Here is a 19211-nt window from a genome sequence, read left to right as displayed (position 1 = left end):
ATCACACGCGCACTTCCGGCGGCACGTAGCGGCACTCGTAGCGCTTGCGCACGGTGCCGGCCTCGTCGACGCTTTCCAGATACACGTCGAACTGCCAGAGCCGCGCCATGTGCTTGAGCACTTCCTCGCTGTCGTTCGACAGGTGGCGGTTGTCGGTCATGAAGTGACGCAGCGTGAGGCTGCGGTCGCCGCGCGTGTTGACGGCCCAGACCTGGATGTTCGGCTCGCGGTGATGGATGTCGTACTGCCGCGACAACGCCTGCCGCACGTACTGGTAGCCGGATTCGTCGTGGATCGCCGATACCTCGAGCGAATCGCGCATGTCGTCGTCGAGCACCGAGAAGAGCCGCATCTCGCGAATCAGGTTCGGCGACAGATACTGCGCGATGAAGCTCTCGTCTTTGAAGTTGCGCATCGCGTAGTGCATCGCCGGCAGCCACGGCGTGCCCGCGATCTCCGGAAACCACTTGTAGTCCTCCTCCGTCGGCGCCTCGCAGATCCTTCGGATGTCGCTCATCATCGAGAACCCGAGCGCATACGGGTTGATCCCGCTGTAGTACGGCTTCGTGACGGGCGGCTGGTAGACCACGTTGCTGTGCGAATGCAGGAACTCCATCATGAAGCCGTCTTCCAGCTTCCCCTGGTTGTACAGCGTGTTGAGCAGCGTGTAGTGCCAGAACGTCGCCCAGCCTTCGTTCATCACCTGCGTCTGCCGCTGCGGGTAGAAATACTGGCCGATCTTGCGCACGATGCGGATCACTTCCCGCTCCCACGGTTCGAGCAGCGGCGCATTCTTCTCCGCGAAATACAGCAGGTTCTCCTGCGGCTCGGGCGGATAGCGGTCTTCCTGCTCCTCCGTCAGCTCGGGCTTCTTGCCCGGCAGCGTGCGCCACAGTTCGTTGACCTGCGACTGCAGGTACGCCTCGCGCTCGCGCCGCAGCGCCGCTTCCTTCGACAGCGACGGTTTCTGCGGCCGCTTGTAACGGTCGACGCCGTAGTTCATCAGCGCATGGCACGAGTCGAGCAGTTCCTCGACGCGATCGAGGCCGTAGCGCTCCTCGCATTCCGCGACGTAGTTCTTCGCGTACACGAGATAGTCGATGATCGCGTGCGCGTCGGTCCACAGCCGGAACAGGTAGTTGCCCTTGAAGAACGAGTTGTGCCCGTACGCCGCGTGCGCGATGACGAGCGCCTGCATCGTCATCGTGTTCTCTTCCATCAGATACGCGATGCACGGGTTCGAATTGATGACGATTTCGTAGGCCAGGCCCATCTGGCCGCGGCGGTAGCTCTTTTCGGTCGCGAGGAAGTGCTTGCCGAACGACCAGTGACGGTAGTTGACGGGCATCCCGACCGACGCATACGCATCCATCATCTGCTCGGCGCTGATCAGTTCGAGCTGGATCGGGTAGATGTCGAGCTCGTATTGTTCGGCGACCTGCGAGATGTGCGTGTCGTATTCCTCGAGCAATTCGAACGTCCAGTCGGACGGGCACGGCAGCGGCTTGCGTTCGGCAACGTTCATACGCGCTTCCTTTTGCCCGGAACCGGGCAAGTCGGCGGCCGGCGGCGGCGTCTCGGCCTGCACGCGTTGCTGCGGTGCGGCAGGGCCGGCCGTGTCGTCGCCGGAAGGACGCGGCTCGTAGCCGCGCGACTCGTTGTGCAGATGGCGGGTCGTCATGACATTTCCACCTGCTTTTCGAACAATTCGCGAAACACCGGGTAAATGTCCGCAGCCGATTCCACTTTTTTCATCGCGAGATGCGGTTGCGACAGGGCCAGTTGCGCGTATTCCAGCCACAGGTTCTGCTCTTCCGGCGCGACCTGGATATACGCGAAGTAACGCGTCTGAGTGAGGATATCCTCTTCCAGGATTTTGCGACACTTGGGCGAATCGTCAGTCCAGTTGTCGCCGTCGGACGCCTGCGCGCCGTAGATGTTCCACTCGGTCGGCGAGTAGCGTTCGCTCATCACCTTGCGCATCAGTTCGAGCGCGCTCGACACGACCGTGCCGCCGCTTTCGGTCGAATGGAAGAAGGTATCTTCGTCGACTTCCTCGGCGCGCGTGTGGTGACGGATGAACACCACTTCGATGCGCTCGTAGTTACGCTTGAGGAACAGGTAAAGCAGGATGAAGAAGCGCTTCGCGAGATCCTTGCGCTGCTCGTCCATCGAGCCCGACACGTCCATCAGGCAGAACATCACGGCCTGGCTCGACGGTTGCGGCTGCTTCACGCGGTTGACGTAGCGCAGATCGAACGGATCGATGAACGGAATCCGCCAGATGCGCCCTTTCAGGTGATGAATCTCGGCCTCGAGCGTCGCGATTTCCGCGCGGCGGTCTTCGGGGTCGCTCTTCAGCGCCTCGAGCTGCGCCTCGAGCTCGCGCAGCTCGTTGACGAGCGGCGAGCCGAGCGCGATGCGCCGGCCGAGCGCGCTGCGCAGCGAACGTACGACGTCGATGTTGTTCGGCGTGCCTTCCGCCGACCAGCCCGCGCGCACGTTCTTCCAGCTCGGCACCGTCAGCAGGTGCGTCTTCACGAGGCGCGGCAGTTCGAGATCGTCGAAGAAGTACTGCATGAACTCGTCGCGCGACAGCTCGAACACGAAATCGTCCTGCCCTTCGCCCTCGTTGCTCGCCTGACTGCCGCCGCCGCCCGAGCCGCCCTGCGGACGCGGAATCTTGTCGCCGCGCACGTAGTCCTCGTTGCCGGGGTGCACGTATTCACGACGCCCGCCCGGCGCGTGCCGGAAATTCGGCTCCGCGATGTCCTTGCGCGGGATCGTGATGCTCTGCGTGCTCTGGATATCCTTGATGCTACGGTCGCGCACCGCGTCGGACACGGCACGACGAATGTAGTTCTTGACGCGACGCAGAAAGCGTTCGCGATTGGCGATGCTCTTGTTCTTGCCGGCCAGCCTGCGGTCGATGATTTGATGAAGCACTCCCGGTCTCCCGCTCGAAAGTCGATCTGCCGGGGCACTCGCCGCGCATGCCGTCTGCCGTCATGCGGGCGGCGCCTCTGAAAGCGCCCGTACGGACTCGCCGTCCGGGCGCGATACCGCGCGTGTCATGACGACTTGCGCACGCGCAGGTACCAGTCGCAAAGCAGCCTCACCTGCTTCGGCGTATAGCCCTTCGCGACCATCCGGTTCACAAAGTCCTCATGCTTGCGCTGCTCCTCCGCCGAACCCTTGGCGTTGAACGAAATCACCGGCAACAGTTCCTCGGTGTTCGAGAACATCTTCTTCTCGATCACGACACGCAACTTCTCGTAGCTCGTCCACACGGGGTTCTTGCCGGCGTTCGCCGCCCGTGCGCGCAACACGAAATTCACGATCTCGTTGCGGAAATCCTTCGGATTGCTGATCCCGGCCGGCTTCTCGATCTTCTCCAGCTCCGCGTTCAGCGCGGCGCGGTCGAAGCTCTCGCCCGTGTCGTGGTCGCGGAATTCCTGATCCTGGATCCAGAAGTCCGCATACGTGACGTAGCGATCGAAGATGTTCTGGCCGTATTCCGAATACGATTCGAGATACGCCGTCTGGATCTCCTTGCCGATGAACTCCGCGTAGCGCGACGCGAGCACGTCCTTCACGAAGGACAGGTACTTCTGCTCGGTTTCCGGCGGGAACTGCTCGCGTTCGATCTGCTGTTCGAGCACGTACATCAGGTGCACCGGGTTGGCCGCGACCTCGCTCGTATCGAAGTTGAACACGCGCGACAGGATCTTGAACGCGAAGCGCGTCGATACGCCGGTCATCCCTTCGTCGACGCCCGCGTAGTCGCGATACTCCTGGTACGACTTCGCCTTCGGATCGGTGTCCTTCAGGTTTTCGCCGTCGTACACCTGCATCTTCGAGAACAGGCTCGAATTCTCCGGCTCGTGCAGGCGCGACAGCACCGAGAACTGCGACATCATCTTCAGCGTGCCCGGCGCGCACACGGCTTCGGCCAGCGACGAATTGCGGATCAGCTTCTCGTAGATCTTGATCTCTTCCGACACGCGCAGGCAGTACGGCACCTTCACGACGAAGATCCGGTCGAGCAGTGCCTCGTTGTTGCGGTTGTTGCGGAAGGCCTTCCACTCCGATTCGTTCGAGTGGGCAAGAATCACGCCGTCGAACGGAATCGCGCCGAAACCTTCGGTGCCCTTGAAGTTGCCTTCCTGCGTGGCGGTCAGCAGCGGGTGCAGCACCTTGATCGGCGCCTTGAACATTTCGACGAATTCGAGCAGGCCCTGGTTCGCGAGGCACAGGCCGCCCGAGTAGCTGTATGCGTCGGCATCGTCCTGCGCGTACTGTTCGAGCTTGCGGATATCGACCTTGCCGACCAGCGACGAGATGTCCTGATTGTTCTCGTCGCCCGGCTCCGTCTTCGCGATGCCGACCTGCCGCAGGATCGACGGATAGCGTCGCACCACGCGGAACTGGCGGATGTCGCCGTTGTATTCGTGCAGGCGCTTGACGGCCCACGGACTCAGGATGCTTTTCAGATAGCGGCGCGGAATGCCGTACTGTTCCTCGAGGATCGGGCCATCCTCGTCGTAGTCGAACAGCCCGAGCGGCGATTCGTTGACGGGCGAGCCCTTCAGCGCATAGAACGGCACGCGCTCCATCAGTTGCTTCAGACGCTCGGCGATCGACGACTTGCCGCCGCCCACCGGGCCCAGCAGATAGAGGATCTGCTTCTTCTCTTCAAGACCTTGCGCAGCGTGGCGGAAATACGCGACCACCTGCTCGATCACCTCCTCCATTCCGTAGAACTCACGGAATGCCGGATACACCTTGATGACCTTGTTCGCGAAGATCCGCGACAGGCGCGGGTCGTTGCGGGTATCGATCTGTTCAGGTTCCCCGATTGCTTCCAGCATGCGTTCACCCGCCGTCGCATACGCGGATGGATCGTTCTTGCAGAGCGCGAGATACTCCTCCAGCGAGAGCTCTTCCTCTCGCGTTTTTTCGAAGCGGTTCGCGAAGCTGCTGTAAATATCCATGCTACCTCCCTCGCCTGAGTCTGAAGACGTGCCTGCCTTCGTACGACTGCGCAAAAGCAAGCGCGTTCGAATTCATCCTAAACCCTTTCTTATTTTTTTTCACGAACTCTTCGTATGAAGTTCGTCATTCTCGACAACACCGCTTGGACAACGCATTTCGTCGTTTTACAATTGACCTCCCGAGCCGCAGAAACTGCATCCGCCGCGTCTCGTCGAACATCGAAACGGCTCGTGCGTTGGACGCCTCCGACGTCGCCACTTCCCCCCTTCATCCCTATACGTTCGAGCGGCCGCGTGCGATGACACGCCGCGCGCACCGTTACAAATTTTTTTCGCAGTCCCTTACGGACATACCCGTACGACGAACGCGGGAACATGACGCGCACGCAGCGCATCCGCGCGAATCCGTCGATGCGCGACGCGTGACGTGCGATGCGCGATCCACGTGCCGATGCCCGATCGATCGTCCGTGCTGTCACATTCGGCTGTCGCAGAAACGACGACGCCCGCGGATCGCGGGCGTCGTTCGTCACCAAATGGGGATAGATACGCGGCGCGCGCGGATCAGAACGTCTCCCAGTCGTCGCCGCCGGCGGTCGCGGCAGCCGGCGCGGGCGCGGACGCAGCCGATGCGGCGGCAGGCTTGCGCGCCGGCATCGCGGCGGCCGCGCGTTTCGGCGCGGCATCGCGTTCGATGCGCGCGGCAGTCTGTACCGGCGCAGCCGCCGGCGCGGAAGGCGCACGCGGCGTGTGCCGCGCCACCGCAACGGCGGTGCCCGCGGGCGCCGCTTCGTCGTCGAGCTGGAATACCGCCGCCGTTTCGCGCAGGCGGGCCGCCTGTTCCTCGAGCGACTGCGCGGCGGCCGCAGCTTCCTCGACGAGCGCCGCATTCTGCTGCGTGACCTCGTCCATCTGCGCGACCGCGCGCGCCACCTGGTCGATCCCGCCGCTCTGCTCCTCGGACGCCGCCGCGATCTCGCCCATGATGTCCGTCACGCGCTGGACCGCGCCGATCACGTCGTTCATCGTGCGCCCGGCTTCGTCGACCAGCGTCGAGCCGGTCCGGATCCGCTCCACCGACGCGTCGATCAGCGCCTTGATTTCCTTCGCCGCACTCGACGAACGCTGCGCGAGGCTGCGCACTTCGCCGGCGACGACCGCGAAGCCGCGGCCTTCCTCGCCCGCCCGCGCGGCTTCGACGGCCGCATTCAGCGCAAGAATGTTGGTCTGGAACGCGATTCCCTCGATGATCGCGATGATGTCCGCGATTTTCGCCGAGCTGTCGTTGATTTCGCCCATCGTGCCGACCACCTGGCCCACCACCGTATTCCCCTTGTTTGCAATGTCGGACGCATTCGCGGCCAGCGAGCTTGCCTGACGCGCATTGTCCGCATTCTGCTTCACGGTGCCGGTCAGCTGCTCCATGCTCGACGCGGTTTCCTGCAGCGCGGCGGCCTGTTCCTCGGTACGCGACGACAGGTCGATGTTGCCGGCCGCGATCTGGCGGGCCGCGGTCGCGATCGACTCGCTGCCGCCGCGCACGGTGCGCACCGTGTCGACGAGCCCGCGCTGCATCCTCGCGAGGCCTTCCAGCAACCGACCCATCTCGTCACGCCGGTCAACGACGATCGGCCGGCGCAGGTCGCCCGCGGCGATCGCGTCGAAATGTGACAGCGCATCGGTAATCGGGCGGCCGATCGCGCGGCTCAGCGTCAGCCACGACAGCACCGCGGCGGCAACGCCGGCCAGCAGCACGACGATCGACAGCACGCGTAACGTGTCGAACATCGATTCCGCGCGATTGAAGCTCGCCTGCGCATCGGTGAACTGGAAGTTGCGCAGCGCTTCGCCGGCCACGGCCAGCTCGTTGTAGCGCACTTGAAGCTGCTTTGCGCCGTCGCCGATCCGGTCGTGATCGCCCGTGCCGATCGCGCTCGCGAACGCGTCGCAGGTGTCCTGCAGCACCTTGCGCCGGGCGGCGACGTCCTGGGCGAGCCGATCCTCATCGGCGCCGCGCGGCAGCGCGAGATACTTCTGCCACCACGCGTCGGACTGCGTGCGCATCGTGCGGCTGCGCTCGACGGCGACCGCCGCGTCGGGCGTGCCGGCCAGCAGCGCCGCGCGGTCGAGCGCGAGGCGTTCGCGCGCGGCGAACATTTCCGCGACCGACACGTCGACCGCGCTCGGCATCTGGTTCGTGAAAATCTCGCGCGTCGAATCGTTCGAACGCGTCATCCCGTACAGACCGAGCACGCCGGTGACACCCAGCAGTACCGCCAGAAACGCCATCGTCAAACCGATGCGCGCACGAATCGTCAGGTTCCTGAACACCATCATCCATCCTGTATTGCGTCGTCATGAACGGGCCCGGCCCGTTGGCTCGAAGCATTGCTTCACTTGGTGCATTTACGACCGTGCGGCGCATAACTTGATGGTTTTTACGTCATTATTTCGAATTATTTGTCTGTTTATTACAAATCGCTGAATAATTGACGCAATTCGGGTCGGGACGGAGAACAAGAGACGGCCGCCGACGCACGGCGAGCCGCAGCCCCGACCGTCTCGTGCGACGGGCGGGCCGTGTGGCGGAATCGGAAACCGGTGATCCGGCCCTAGTCGGCCAGTTCGGCGCGGGTCGGGATCGACGGTTGCGCGCCGGCGCGCGTGACCGACAGCGCCGCCGCGCGTTGCGCGAAGCGGATGGCCGTGTCGACGTCCGCGCCGGCCGCGAGCCGTGCGGAAAAACCGCCGATGAAGGTGTCGCCGGCCGCCGTCGTGTCGACGGCCTGCACGACCGGCGCCGGGTAGTGTCGCGCGGTGCCGTCGGCCGTCAGCGCGAGCACGCCGCGCGCGCCGAGCGTGACCAGCACGTTGCGCGCGCCGCCGGCCTGGAGCGCCCGCGCGGCGGCTTCGGCCTGCGCCGGGTCGCGCACCGGCAGACCGGTCAGCGCGGCCGCCTCGACTTCGTTCGGGATCAGGTAATCGACGAGCGGCAGCCAGCCATCCGGCAGCGGCGCGACGGCCGGGGCCGGATTGAGCACCACCGTGCGGCCGAGCCGGCGCCCGGCCGACAATGCCGCGAACACCGCGTCCGGCGGCGTCTCGAGCTGGCAGATCAGCACGTCGGCCGCCGCGAGCGCGGCCTCGTGCCGGGCGATCGTGTCGGTCGTGACTTCGCCGTTGCCGCCCGCGACGATCACGATCGCGTTCTGGCTCGCATCGTCGACGACGATCAGCGCGACGCCGGTCGACGCCGACGCGCTCGTCGCGAGCCCCCTGCAGTCGATTCCCTCGGCCTCGAGGCCCGCGCGCAGGGCCGCGCCGTGCGCATCCGCGCCGACGCAGCCGATCATCGCGACCTGCGCGCCGAGCCGGGCGGCGGCGACGGCCTGGTTGCCGCCCTTGCCGCCCGCTGCCTGCGCGAATGCATGCCCGGCAAGCGTTTCGCCCGGCAGCGGCAGTCGCGGCGCCCGTACGACGAGATCCATGTTGAGGCTGCCGACCACCGTCACGCGGCCGGCGCCCGTTGCGCTCGCCGTCATGCGCGAGCGCCCGGCGTGGCCGGCTCGCGGTAGACCGCCGTCGATTCGCGCAGCACGAGGCGCGGCGACACGACGCGGCGACGGCTCGGCACGGCGGTCGAACCGCCGCCGATCCGTTCGATCAGCGTCTGCGCGGCCATTTCGCCGAGCGCGCGCACCGACTGGCCGACCGTCGACAGCGCCGGATACGTGTAGCGGGAAAATTCGATGTCGTCGAATCCGATGATCGAGCAGTCGTCGGGCACGCGCATCCCGCGCTCGGCCGCCGCGCGCAGCGCGCCGACACCCATCAGGTCGTTGCCCGCGAAGATCGCGCTCGGCCGCACCGATTCGAACAGCCGCGACGCCGCGTGATAGCCGCCCAGGCACGAAAAATCGCTTTCGGCGATCGCGCCCGGCACGATGTCGACCCCGCGCTCGGCCATCGCGCGGATGAAGCCGTGCACGCGCATCGCGCTGACGGCGGTGTCGGTCGGCCCGGTGATGCAGCCGATCTTCGCGTGTCCGAGTTCGAGCAGATGGCGCGTCGCCAGGTACGCGCCGCGCTCGTGGTCGATCTGTACGAGATCGGCCGCGAGCCCCTCGATGTTGCGGTCGACGACGACGAGCGGCGCGTGGATATCGGCGAGCGTCTGCGCGAGCACCGCGTCCTCGCCCGCCGACGCGACGATCAGCCCGTCGATGCGCTTTTCCTGCAGCACGCGCAGGTAGTTGCGCTGCTTCACGGGATCGTCGTCTGAATTGCAGAAGAACACGCAATAGCCGTTGGCCGCGCACTGATCCTCGATGCCGCGCGCAAGCTCCGCGAAGTACGGATTCGTGCTGTTCGGCACGACGAGGCCGATGGTCGCCGTCGAACGTGCCTTCAGCGAGCGCGCCACGGCCGACGGCACGTAATTCAGCTCGCGGATCGCGCCCTCGACCTTCGCACGCACATCCGCGGACACCGGCCGCGAATTGTTCACCACGTGCGAGACGGTCGTAAACGACACGCCCGCCATGGCCGCCACATCCTTGATCGTCGCCATTTCCCGTTTCTCTCTGGTCTGTTCTGTGTGTCTTGTTACCGCACGCGCGTACGCCGGCTGCGATACGTATCGAGCACGACCGCCACCACGATCACCGCGCCCGTGATGATCCGTTTCGTCGGCTCGTTCGCCCCGATCTGCGCCAGCCCCGCGGCCAGCACGGAGATGATCAACACGCCGAAGAACGTGCTGATCACCGAGCCGCGCCCGCCCATCAGGCTCGTGCCGCCGATCACGACGGCGGCGATGACCTGCAGTTCGAGGCCCGCGCCCGCGTTCGGATCGGCCGCCTCGAGCCGCGAAATCTGGAACAGCGACGCGAGCCCCGCGAGCGCGCCCATCAGTGCGAATACGAGAATTTTATACGGCCGCGGGTTAACCCCTGCAAGTCGCACCGCTTCCTCGTTCGTGCCGATGCCGATCAGATAGCGCCCGAACACCGTGCGCGTGAGCACGAACTGGGCCGCGATCATCACCGCGACCGCGATCAGGAATGCCGGCGAGATGCCGAGCGCGATCGGGTTCGACAGGAAATCGAATGCGTCGCCGATATACGCGGTGCGCGAATTCGTCAGCTGGTACGCGAGGCCGCGCGCGGCCTCCAGCACGCCGAGCGACACGATGAACGACGGAATCCGCCAGCCGACCGTGACCGCGCCGGTCAACGCGCCCGTCGCGGTCGCGACCGCGATCCCGATCAGCGCGGCCGGCAGCGGCCCCCACTGCCATTTCAGCGCGGCGACGCTGACCATCGACGCGGCGAGCGCGAGCACCGAGCCGACCGACAGATCGATCCCGGCGATGATCAGCACGAAGGTCATCCCGACCGACATCACGACGAGATCGGGAATCTGGTTCGCGATCGTGCTGAACGTGTCGTAGGTCAGGAAATGCGAACTCAGCACCGAGAACAGCGCGATCATCGCGGCCAGCGCGCCGGCGAGCCCGAGATAGTTCGACAGGCCGAGCCGCGTGCCGGACAGCGTGCGCGCGCGGCGCCCCGTCACGTCCTGCTGCGCGCCTGCGTCGGTCGGGGATACGGGTGGCTGGGTCATTCCTGTCGTCCTGTCGTCGAAGTGCCCGGAGCGGCGCCGCGCGCCTGCCCCGCGTCCGGATGCTGCATGGCCGCCGCCGGCGTCTCGCGGCCGAAGCCGGCGAACGCCGCGGCCAGCAGCGCATCCTGGGTCCAGTTGCCGCGCTCGAACACGGCCGTCATGCGCCCGGCCGACATCACGCCGATCCGGTCGCAAATCAGCATCAGCTCGCGCAGGTCGCTCGATACGACCACGAGCGCGCGGCCTTCGCGCGCGAGCGCGCCCATCAAAGTGTAGATCTCGAATTTGGCGCCGACGTCGATCCCGCGCGTCGGCTCGTCGAACAGCAGCACGCCCATGTCACGCGCGAGCCAGCGGCCGATCACGACCTTCTGCTGGTTGCCGCCCGACAGCTCGCCGACCGGCTGCGTCGCCCCGTGCGTGCGGATCCGCAGCGCATCGATCTGCTGCTCGGCGAGCGCCGTTTCGCGCGCCGAATCGACGATGCCGCCGCGCGCGAGCCGGTCGAGCTGGCCGAGCGACACGTTCGCGGCGATCGGCTGCGACAGCAGCAACCCTTCGCCCTTGCGATCCTCGGTGATCAGCGCGATGCCCAGCTTCACCGCATCGGCCGGCGACGCGATCCGCGCCGGCTTCAGCGGCTGACCCACCGAGATCGCCCCGGCATCCGGCGTATCGGCGCCGTAGATCAGCCGCAGCAGCTCGGTGCGCCCCGCGCCGATCAGCCCCGAGATGCCGAAGATCTCGCCCGCGCGCACCTCGAGCGAGACGTCGCGCACGGCCGTCCCGCGCGTGAGGCCCGATACGGCGAGCCGCGGCGCGCCGAAACGGCGCTCGCCGAGATCGATGTGTTCGCCGATCTCGCGCCCGACCATCAGCGTGACGAGCCCGTCGGACGTCGTCGCCGCCATGTCGCCCGCATGCACGAGCCGGCCGTCGCGCAACACCGCGACGCGCTCGGCGACGCGTGCGAGCTCCTCGAGCCGGTGCGAGATATAGACGATCGCGACGCCACGCGCCTTCAGCCGGTCGATCTGCTCGAACAGCAGCTCGACTTCGCGCGCGGTCAGCATCGCGGTCGGCTCGTCGAGAATCAGCACGCGGCAGTCACCGATCAGGTTGCGCGCGATCTCGACCATCTGCTGGTGGCCGATGCCGAGCGCGCCGACCGGCGTATCCGGATCGACCGCGTCGAGCCCGACCTGCGCCATCGCCGCGCGCGCGTCGTCGCGCAGCCGCGCGCGATCGATGATTCCGAAGCGCCGCGGCAGGCGGTTCAGGAACAGGTTTTCGGCGACGCTCAGCGTCGGCAGCAGGTTCAGCTCCTGCATCACCATGCGTACGCCCAGCGCCTCGGCCTGCGTGCGGCTCGCCGGCGCATAGGCCTGGCCGCCGAGCTGCATCGTGCCGGTGGTAGGGTCGACGAGCCCACCGATGATCTTCGACAGCGTGCTCTTGCCGGCGCCGTTCTCGCCCGTCAGCGCGAGCGCCTGGCCCGCGTCGAGGGTCAGCGTGACGTCGGCGAGCACGGGTTCGGCATAGGTCTTGCCGATGCCGGATACGGACAGCACGGGGTGGGCTGAACGGGAGGGTTGGAAGGTCGGTTCCATCGCGATCCTGGTTGCGGCCGCGCGCACGCGGCGCGCGGGGGTGACGCTCACAAGTGCATGTGCATGCAGTGGCCGTGATCGCGCTCACACCGGATAACGGCCGCCGCGCCGGATTCTTGAGGGCGGCGGCCGGACCGGTGCGGCGTTACTTCGTCACGAGATCCACCGGCGTCTCGACCACGCCGGACATGTCGGCCTGCTTGCGATGCTCGGCGATCGCCTTGAGCGCCGTGTCGATGCCGAACACGGCCTGCTTCGCCGCGTACTGGTCGGCGGTCGCGAGCACGCGGCCGTCCTTCAGCATCGGCTTGATCGCGTTGATGTTGTCGTAGCCGACCACGAGCACCTTGCCCTGCTTGCCGGCCGCGCGCACGGCCGACACGGCGCCGATCGCCATGTTGTCGTTGCCGCACAGCAGCGCCTTCAGGTTCGGGTATTCGTTGAGCATCGCGGCGGCCACCGCATTGCCCTTGTCGATTTCCCATTCGCCCGACTGCACCGACACGACCTTCATCCCGCCCGCCTTCATCGCGTCCTCGAAGCCGGCCGTGCGCTGCTGCGCGTTGGTGGTCGTCGACACGCCTTCGACGATGCCGACCTGGTCGCCCGCCTTCAGCCGCTTCGCGAGGTAATCGCCGATCTTGCGCGCGCCCTTGCGGTTGTCCGGGCCGACGAACGGCACGTTCAGGTTCTTCGACTTCAGCACATCGGGATCGAGCCGGTTGTCGATGTTCACGACGACGATGCCGGCGTCGACGGCTTTCTTCACGACCGGCACGAGCGCCTTCGAATCGGCCGGCGCGAGCACGATCGCATCGACCTTCGAGACGATCATCTGCTCGACGATGCGGATCTGGTTCGCGGTGTCGGTCTCGTCCTTGATACCGTTCGTGATCAGGTCGAACTGGCTCGCGTTGTGTTTCTGGTATTCCTTCGCGCCCGTTTCCATGGTCAGGAAAAACTCGTTGGCGAGCGACTTCATCACGAGCGCGACCTTCGGCTTGGCGGCGGATTGCGCGTGGACAGCCGGTGCGGCGGCCACCGCGACGGCGGCGAGCGCGGCGGTCAGGAAGCGACGGCGAAAGCGGACATTCATACACATCTCCTGGCGACTGGCCCGAAGGGCCGGATTGTTGTTTGGTTGTTGTTTTAATGTGAGCAAACGTTTGCGCCACACTACCCGGGCAATGGCCATCGATGCTGCTGTCGGTACCACGGAATGGAAGCGAGGCAGACGGCCGACTGCCTGGCGCGTGCTGTCGTTGACGCGCCGCCGCCGGCGGGGACGCCGGCGGAGTGAAGGCTATGCTGTACCGATTCGCTTCGGCGCGCAACCTGTCTGATCAATATTTAAGGGTTTATTCGGAGCGCGCGAGCGCGCTTCACGATGCGCAAATACGACACTCGGGATGCCGGCGGCGGCCTGCCGAAGCGCTTCGCGCGCCGGCGGCCCGATGATGAAGCGGTTCGGCGCGAACAACGCGATCGGCACGCGGATCGCCGGCGTCCACCGTCCCGATATGGGGTCGACCGTGACGGAACCGGCGATGCGTCCGGCGCTGCTTCGCGAATGAGAATGGCTGCCGATCTTGCGTTCCGCGCCGAGACTCGGCGTTGCGGATCGTTCTTGTTTTTCTGTTGACACGGAAACGCGTGTCGATGGTCGTCGCCTGACGCGACCCACCTGATCGGAAGCCTCGGCTGAGGCTCCAGACGCGACCGACGGCGGCAATCCCCCGCCGCCGCCCGGTACGAGGTACGGCAGCCTGCGCATGATGCATGTCGCGCCGTCCGCGGCATCGGCCCGGACGGCGCACGACACGCGCGGGTCAGACGGCTTCGCGCAACTGCCCGGCAATTTCCGCTTCGTTCAGATGCGGCGCGAACATTTCGATCAGCCGGTACGCATACGCACGCAGGAACGCGCCCTTGCGCAACCCGACCCGCGTCGTGCTCGCCTCGAACAGGTGCTGCGTATCGAGCGCGACGAGCCCCGTGTCGCGCTGCGGATCGTAGGCCATCGCCGCGACCACGCCGATCCCCATTCCGAGCTCGACGTAGGTCTTGATCACGTCCGCGTCGATCGCGGTCAGCACGACGTCGGGCACGGCGCCCGCCTGCGCGAACGCCTGGTCGATGTGCGAGCGCCCCGTGAAGTCCTGGTCGTACGTGATGATCGGGTACTCGGCAATCTCCTCGAGCGTCAGGTTCTCGCGGCCGACGAGCGGGTGGCCCTTCGGCACGACGACCGTGTGGTGCCACGAATAGCACGGGAACGTGACGATGTCCGGATAGCGGTCGAGCGCCTCGGTCGAGATGCCGAGATCGGCCTCGCCGTTCAGGATCATTTGCGCGATCTGCTGCGGGCTGCCCTGGCGCAGCGCGAGATGCACCTTCGGGAACACGTCGGTGAACTGCCGGATCACCTTCGGCAGCGCGTAGCGCGCCTGCGTGTGCGTCGTCGCGACGACGAGGTGGCCGCTGTCCTGATCGGCGAACTGGCGCGCGACGCGGCGCAGGTTCTCGGCATCGAGCAGCATCCGCTCGATCAGCTGATGCACCGCCTTGCCGGGCTCCGTGAGCCCCGTCAGCCGCTTGCCGCGCCGAATGAAGATGTCGACGCCCAGCTCATCCTCCAGATCCTTGATCTGCTTCGACACGCCCGACTGCGACGTGTACAGCACGTTCGCGACTTCCGTCAGGTTCATGTTCTGGCGCACCGCTTCGCGCACGAACCGCAATTGCTGAAAATTCATGGGTATGCCTCTTAGGCTGTCGTTGTTTGATTGTCGAATCGGAGCGAATCCCGCCCTCTGCCCTGCATTGTCTCGTCAACGCGCGGGAAACACCCGCACGGCGCGCGGCACGGCCGTCGCGCCGTCGCCGACCTGCAGCGAAAGCGCCCGCCATGCATCGCGGTCGAGTTCCGCCTCGAGCGCGCCGCCCGCGCGCGCCTCGAGCTCCACGCGCACCGAACCGCCGAGCGGAATCACGCGCCGCACGTCCACCGCGATGCCGTCGCGGTGCCCTTCGCCCGCCGGCCACAGCTGCAGATCGTGCGGCCGCACATACGCGTTCGCGGGGCCCGCGAAATCGGCATCGACCTCGATCGGCGCAGCCGCACCCTCGGCGACGAAACCGCGCCCGGCAACCGTGCCCGGCAGCCGGTTCGCCGCACCCAGGAACTCGTACACGAACGCGCTTTGCGGATGATCGTAGACGTCCTGCGGGCTGCCGACCTGCTCGACGTGGCCTCGGTTCAGCACGACGATGCGATCGGCCACTTCGAGCGCCTCTTCCTGGTCGTGCGTGACGAAGATCGTCGAGATGTGCAGGTCGTCGTGCAGGCGACGCAGCCAGCCGCGCAGCTCCTTGCGGACCTTCGCGTCGAGCGCGCCGAACGGTTCGTCGAGCAGCAGCACCTTCGGCTCGACCGCGAGCGCGCGGGCGAGCGCGATGCGCTGGCGCTGGCCGCCCGACAGCTCGGACGGGTAACGCTGCGCGAGCCAGTCGAGCTGCACGAGCTTGAGCAGCTCATGCACCTTCTCGCGAATCGCGGCTTCCGACGGCCGCTCGCGGCGCGGCTTCACGCGCAGGCCGAACGCGACGTTCTCGAACACCGTCATGTGGCGAAACAGCGCGTAGTGCTGGAACACGAAGCCGACCTGGCGGTCGCGCGCGCCGACCGACGCGACGTCGAGCCCCTGCAGCACGACCTGGCCGGCGTCCGCGTGCTCGAGGCCCGCGATCACGCGCAGCAGCGTGGTCTTGCCGCAGCCGGACGGCCCGAGCAGCGCGACCAGTTCGCCGGGCGGAAAGTCGAGCGACACGTTGTCGAGCGCCGTGAAATCGCCGAAGCGCTTCTGAAGGTTACGGACGGTGATACCCATTCTGGTGGCCTCTTTACGATTTCGACGAAACGGTGCCGACCGGGCCGGCATGTGCGGGAACGGCGTCGGCCAGTTCGGCCGCGAGATGACGCTCGGCGAGCAGCTTCAGCGCGAGCGTGACGAGCGCGAGCAGCGCCAGCACCGACGCCACCGCGAACGCCGCCGCGAAGTTGTATTCGTTGTACAGAATCTCCACGTGCAGCGGCATCGTGTCGGTCACGCCGCGGATGTGGCCCGACACGACCGACACCGCGCCGAACTCGCCCATCGCGCGCGCATTGCACAGGATCACGCCGTAGAGCAGGCCCCACCTCACGTTCGGCAGCGTCACGCGGCGGAAGATCTGCCAGCCCGACGCGCCGAGCACGCGCGCGGCCTCTTCCTCGTCGGTGCCTTGCGCCTGCATCAGCGGAATCAGCTCGCGCGCGACGAACGGGAACGTGACGAAGATCGTCGCGAGCACGATGCCCGGCACCGCGAAGATGATCTGCACGTCGTGATCCTGCAGCCACGGCCCGAACCAGCCCTGCGCGCCGAACAGCAGCACGTACACGAGGCCCGAGATCACCGGCGACACCGAGAACGGCAGGTCGATCAGCGTCGTCAGCAGCGCCTTGCCGCGGAATTCGAACTTCGCGATCGCCCACGATGCGCACACGCCGAACACGAGATTCAGCGGCACCGCGATCACGGCGACGGTCAGCGTCAGCTTGATCGCCGACCACGCATCGGGATCGGCCAGCGATTCGAGATAGAAGCCGACGCCCTTGCGCAGCGCCTCGACGAACACCGCGGCGAGCGGCACGACGAGGAAGAACGCGAGGAACGCCAGCGCGATGCCCGTGAGCAGCCAGCGCACGACGCGCGACTCGCTGACGGGGTCGAGCCGCTTCGCGACGCGCGCGGCCGGCGACGGGGTTTTCAGCACGACGGTGGCCTCCTGGCTCATTGCTGGCCTCCTGCCGCGACGGCGTTGACGACGTTGACGGCGGCGGGCGCCGGACCGCTCGCGCCCTTGCTCGTCCTGCGCTGCAGATACCACTGCAGCGTGTTGATCAGCAGCAGCATCAGGAACGACACGACCAGCATCACGACCGCCAGCGCGGTCGCGCCCGCGTAGTCGTACTGCTCGAGCTTCGTGATGATCAGCAGCGACGTAATCTCGGATTTCATCGGCACGTTGCCGGCGATGAAGATCACCGATCCGTATTCGCCGAGCGCGCGCGCGAACGCGAGCGCGAAACCGGTGAGCAATGCCGGCAGCACGGCCGGCAGCACGACGCGTCGGAACGTCAGCCAGCGCGACGCGCCGAGGCACGCGGCGGCTTCTTCCTGCTCGCGCTCGAAATCCTCGAGCACCGGCTGCACGGTGCGCACGACGAACGGCAGCCCGATGAAGGTCAGCGCGACCAGCACGCCGGCCGGCGTGAACGCGATCTTGATGCCGAGCGGCGCCAGGTACTGGCCGACCCAGCCGTTGGTCGCGTAGACGGCCGCGAGCGAGATGCCGGCCACCGACGTCGGCAACGCGAACGGCAGATCGACGATCGCATCGACGAGACGCTTGAACGGAAACGTGTAGCGCACCAGCACCCACGCGACGAGGAAGCCGAACACGGCATTGATCAGCGCGCCGCCGAGCGCGGCCGAGAACGTCAGCCGGTACGACGCGAGCACGCGCGGCGACGTGACGGCGGTGACGAACTGGTCCCACGACAGCGTCGCGGTCTTCAGAAAGGTGGCGGCGAGCGGAATCAGCACCACGAGGCTCAAATAAGCCACCGTGATGCCGAGTGTCACGCCGAAACCGGGCAGCGCGCTCGGCTTGCGAAAGGTGTACGTCGTCATCGGATGCTCTTGCTGGGTCGATGCTGCTCACGGGCCCGACGCAAACGCCGGCGCAGTGAATCGCGCCGGCGCCCCGTCGGGGATGCGGCGCGCTGTCGTGGCACGCCGCTTGTCGTTATGTCGTTATGGCGTTACTGCGGCTTGTAGATCGAATCGAACACGCCGCCGTCCGCGAAATGCGTCTTCTGCGCATTCGTCCAGCCGCCGAACGTGTCGTCGACCGTGTACAGCTTCAGCTTCGGGAACTGCTTGGTCAGCTCCGCCGGCACGCTTTTCGAACGCGGCCGGTAGTAGTTGCGCGCTGCGATTTCCTGGCCCTGCGGGCTATACAGGAAGTTCAGGTAGGCCTCGGCCAGCTTGCGCGTGCCCTTCTTGTCGACCACCTTGTCGACCACCGCGACGGGCGGCTCGGCCAGGATGCTCACCGACGGCACCACGATCTCGAACTTGTCGGTACCGAATTCCTTGACCGACAGGAACGCCTCGTTTTCCCAGGCGATCAGCACGTCGCCGATCCCGCGCTGCACGAAGCTCGTCGTCGCGCCCCGCGCGCCCGAATCGAGCACGCCTGCGTTCTTGTAGAGCTTCGTGACGAATTCCTTCGCCGTCTGCTCGTTGCCGCCCGGCTTGTGCTGCGCGTATGCCCATGCGGCCAGGTAGTTCCAGCGCGCGCCGCCCGAAGTCTTCGGGTTCGGCGTGACGATCGAGATGCCCGGCCTGGTCAGGTCGTCCCAGTCCTTGATCCCCTTCGGATTGCCCTTGCGCACGAGGAACACGATCGTCGACGTGTACGGCGACGCGTTGTCGGGCAGGCGCTTCTGCCAATCCTTGTTCACGAGCCCCTTGTTCGCGAGCGCGTCGATGTCGTACGCCAGCGCCAGCGTGACGACGTCGGCCTGCAGGCCGTCGAGCACCGAGCGCGCCTGCGCGCCCGAACCGCCGTGCGACTGCTTGAAGTTGACGGTTTCGCCCGTCTTCGCCTTCCACTCCTTGCCGAACGCCTGGTTGAAATCCTGATACAGCTCGCGCGTCGGGTCGTACGACACGTTCAGGAAGGTCGTATCGGCCTGCGCATGCGTCGCGACGCCCAGCGCCGCCGCCGCGCCCAGCGCGAGTGTTGCGATCAGGCGGCCCACTCCGCCCACCAGCCCCGTATTGCGCTTCGCCATCCTTGGTTCTCCAGTGTTGTCGGTATTGCGATGTCGGGCCAGTCTAGCGAACGGCTTACATGATTAAAAATAATC

General features: G+C 66.3%; 15 protein-coding genes. All 15 read right to left on the bottom strand.

From position 1 onward, the window contains the following. Nucleotide 1: 1 nt before the first annotated feature. A complete protein-coding gene (locus CFB46_RS12520) occupies nt 2-1681 on the bottom strand; it encodes a SpoVR family protein (protein ID WP_027784393.1) in 1680 nt (559 codons plus the stop codon). Next, complete coding sequence (locus CFB46_RS12515) at nt 1678-2946, bottom strand: YeaH/YhbH family protein (RefSeq protein WP_027784392.1); 1269 nt, start codon at nt 2944-2946, stop codon at nt 1678-1680. The genes CFB46_RS12520 and CFB46_RS12515 overlap by 4 nt, the downstream gene beginning before the upstream one ends. 125 nt (nt 2947-3071) lie before the next feature. Next, nucleotides 3072-4994: a PrkA family serine protein kinase gene (locus tag CFB46_RS12510; RefSeq protein ID WP_027784391.1), complete on the bottom strand. Its 1923-nt coding sequence runs from the start codon at nt 4992-4994 to the stop codon at nt 3072-3074. A gap of 564 nt (nt 4995-5558) precedes the next feature. Next, nucleotides 5559-7328: a methyl-accepting chemotaxis protein gene (locus tag CFB46_RS12500; protein WP_089500414.1), complete on the bottom strand. Its 1770-nt coding sequence runs from the start codon at nt 7326-7328 to the stop codon at nt 5559-5561. A gap of 278 nt (nt 7329-7606) precedes the next feature. Next, entirely contained in the window at nt 7607-8536 is a 930-nt protein-coding gene (gene rbsK / locus CFB46_RS12495; RefSeq protein WP_089500133.1) for a ribokinase, read from the bottom strand. Further along, complete coding sequence (locus CFB46_RS12490) at nt 8533-9564, bottom strand: LacI family DNA-binding transcriptional regulator (RefSeq protein WP_089500132.1); 1032 nt, start codon at nt 9562-9564, stop codon at nt 8533-8535. The genes rbsK and CFB46_RS12490 overlap by 4 nt, the downstream gene beginning before the upstream one ends. A 35-nt stretch (nt 9565-9599) precedes the next feature. Continuing rightward, nucleotides 9600-10619, bottom strand: a complete 1020-nt coding sequence (locus CFB46_RS12485; protein WP_027784387.1) for an ABC transporter permease — start codon at nt 10617-10619, stop codon at nt 9600-9602. Further along, entirely contained in the window at nt 10616-12229 is a 1614-nt protein-coding gene (locus CFB46_RS12480; protein WP_089500131.1) for a sugar ABC transporter ATP-binding protein, read from the bottom strand. The genes CFB46_RS12485 and CFB46_RS12480 overlap by 4 nt, the downstream gene beginning before the upstream one ends. Before the next feature lie 145 nt (nt 12230-12374). Beyond that, nucleotides 12375-13325: a sugar ABC transporter substrate-binding protein gene (locus tag CFB46_RS12475; RefSeq protein ID WP_089500130.1), complete on the bottom strand. Its 951-nt coding sequence runs from the start codon at nt 13323-13325 to the stop codon at nt 12375-12377. 207 nt (nt 13326-13532) lie between these two features. Then, nucleotides 13533-13874 (bottom strand): hypothetical protein, encoded by a 342-nt coding sequence (locus CFB46_RS36390; RefSeq protein ID WP_227789495.1) that lies wholly within the window; start codon nt 13872-13874, stop codon nt 13533-13535. Nucleotides 13875-14058: 184 nt separating this feature from the next. Further along, nucleotides 14059-14985, bottom strand: coding sequence for a CysB family HTH-type transcriptional regulator (locus tag CFB46_RS12465; protein ID WP_089500129.1), 927 nt, complete (start codon nt 14983-14985; stop codon nt 14059-14061). Between the two features lie 75 nt (nt 14986-15060). Beyond that, nucleotides 15061-16119, bottom strand: coding sequence for a sulfate/molybdate ABC transporter ATP-binding protein (locus CFB46_RS12460; protein WP_012328435.1), 1059 nt, complete (start codon nt 16117-16119; stop codon nt 15061-15063). A 13-nt stretch (nt 16120-16132) separates the two neighbouring features. After that, the gene (gene cysW, locus CFB46_RS12455) at nt 16133-17068 is read right to left on the bottom strand and encodes a sulfate ABC transporter permease subunit CysW (protein ID WP_089500128.1); all 936 of its coding nucleotides are present in this window, start codon (nt 17066-17068) and stop codon (nt 16133-16135) included. Continuing rightward, nucleotides 17065-17967, bottom strand: coding sequence for a sulfate ABC transporter permease subunit CysT (cysT, locus tag CFB46_RS12450; protein WP_027784381.1), 903 nt, complete (start codon nt 17965-17967; stop codon nt 17065-17067). The genes cysW and cysT overlap by 4 nt, the downstream gene beginning before the upstream one ends. Nucleotides 17968-18098: 131 nt before the next feature. Next, nucleotides 18099-19136 (bottom strand): sulfate ABC transporter substrate-binding protein, encoded by a 1038-nt coding sequence (locus CFB46_RS12445; protein WP_027784380.1) that lies wholly within the window; start codon nt 19134-19136, stop codon nt 18099-18101. Nucleotides 19137-19211 lie beyond the last annotated feature (75 nt).

Source organism: Burkholderia sp. HI2761, assembly GCF_002223355.1.
GTDB lineage: Bacteria > Pseudomonadota > Gammaproteobacteria > Burkholderiales > Burkholderiaceae > Burkholderia.
Note: the sequence above shows the minus strand (reverse complement) of the source record. Positions and strands in the feature narration are given on the sequence as shown.

Bases quoted from the DNA above. Each gene is read 5' to 3' on its own strand.
- cysW (WP_089500128.1), bottom strand. From the start codon at position 17,068: ATGAGCCAGGAGGCCACCGTCGTGCTGAAAACCCCGTCGCCGGCCGCG.
- CFB46_RS12485 (WP_027784387.1), bottom strand. From the start codon at position 10,619: ATGACCCAGCCACCCGTATCCCCGACCGACGCAGGCGCGCAGCAGGAC.
- CFB46_RS12480 (WP_089500131.1), bottom strand. From the start codon at position 12,229: ATGGAACCGACCTTCCAACCCTCCCGTTCAGCCCACCCCGTGCTGTCC.
- CFB46_RS12520 (WP_027784393.1), bottom strand. From the start codon at position 1,681: ATGACGACCCGCCATCTGCACAACGAGTCGCGCGGCTACGAGCCGCGT.
- CFB46_RS12510 (WP_027784391.1), bottom strand. From the start codon at position 4,994: ATGGATATTTACAGCAGCTTCGCGAACCGCTTCGAAAAAACGCGAGAG.
- CFB46_RS12490 (WP_089500132.1), bottom strand. From the start codon at position 9,564: ATGGCGACGATCAAGGATGTGGCGGCCATGGCGGGCGTGTCGTTTACG.
- CFB46_RS12465 (WP_089500129.1), bottom strand. From the start codon at position 14,985: ATGAATTTTCAGCAATTGCGGTTCGTGCGCGAAGCGGTGCGCCAGAAC.
- CFB46_RS12475 (WP_089500130.1), bottom strand. From the start codon at position 13,325: ATGAATGTCCGCTTTCGCCGTCGCTTCCTGACCGCCGCGCTCGCCGCC.
- cysT (WP_027784381.1), bottom strand. From the start codon at position 17,967: ATGACGACGTACACCTTTCGCAAGCCGAGCGCGCTGCCCGGTTTCGGC.
- rbsK (WP_089500133.1), bottom strand. From the start codon at position 8,536: ATGACGGCGAGCGCAACGGGCGCCGGCCGCGTGACGGTGGTCGGCAGC.
- CFB46_RS12445 (WP_027784380.1), bottom strand. From the start codon at position 19,136: ATGGCGAAGCGCAATACGGGGCTGGTGGGCGGAGTGGGCCGCCTGATC.
- CFB46_RS12500 (WP_089500414.1), bottom strand. From the start codon at position 7,328: ATGGTGTTCAGGAACCTGACGATTCGTGCGCGCATCGGTTTGACGATG.
- CFB46_RS12460 (WP_012328435.1), bottom strand. From the start codon at position 16,119: ATGGGTATCACCGTCCGTAACCTTCAGAAGCGCTTCGGCGATTTCACG.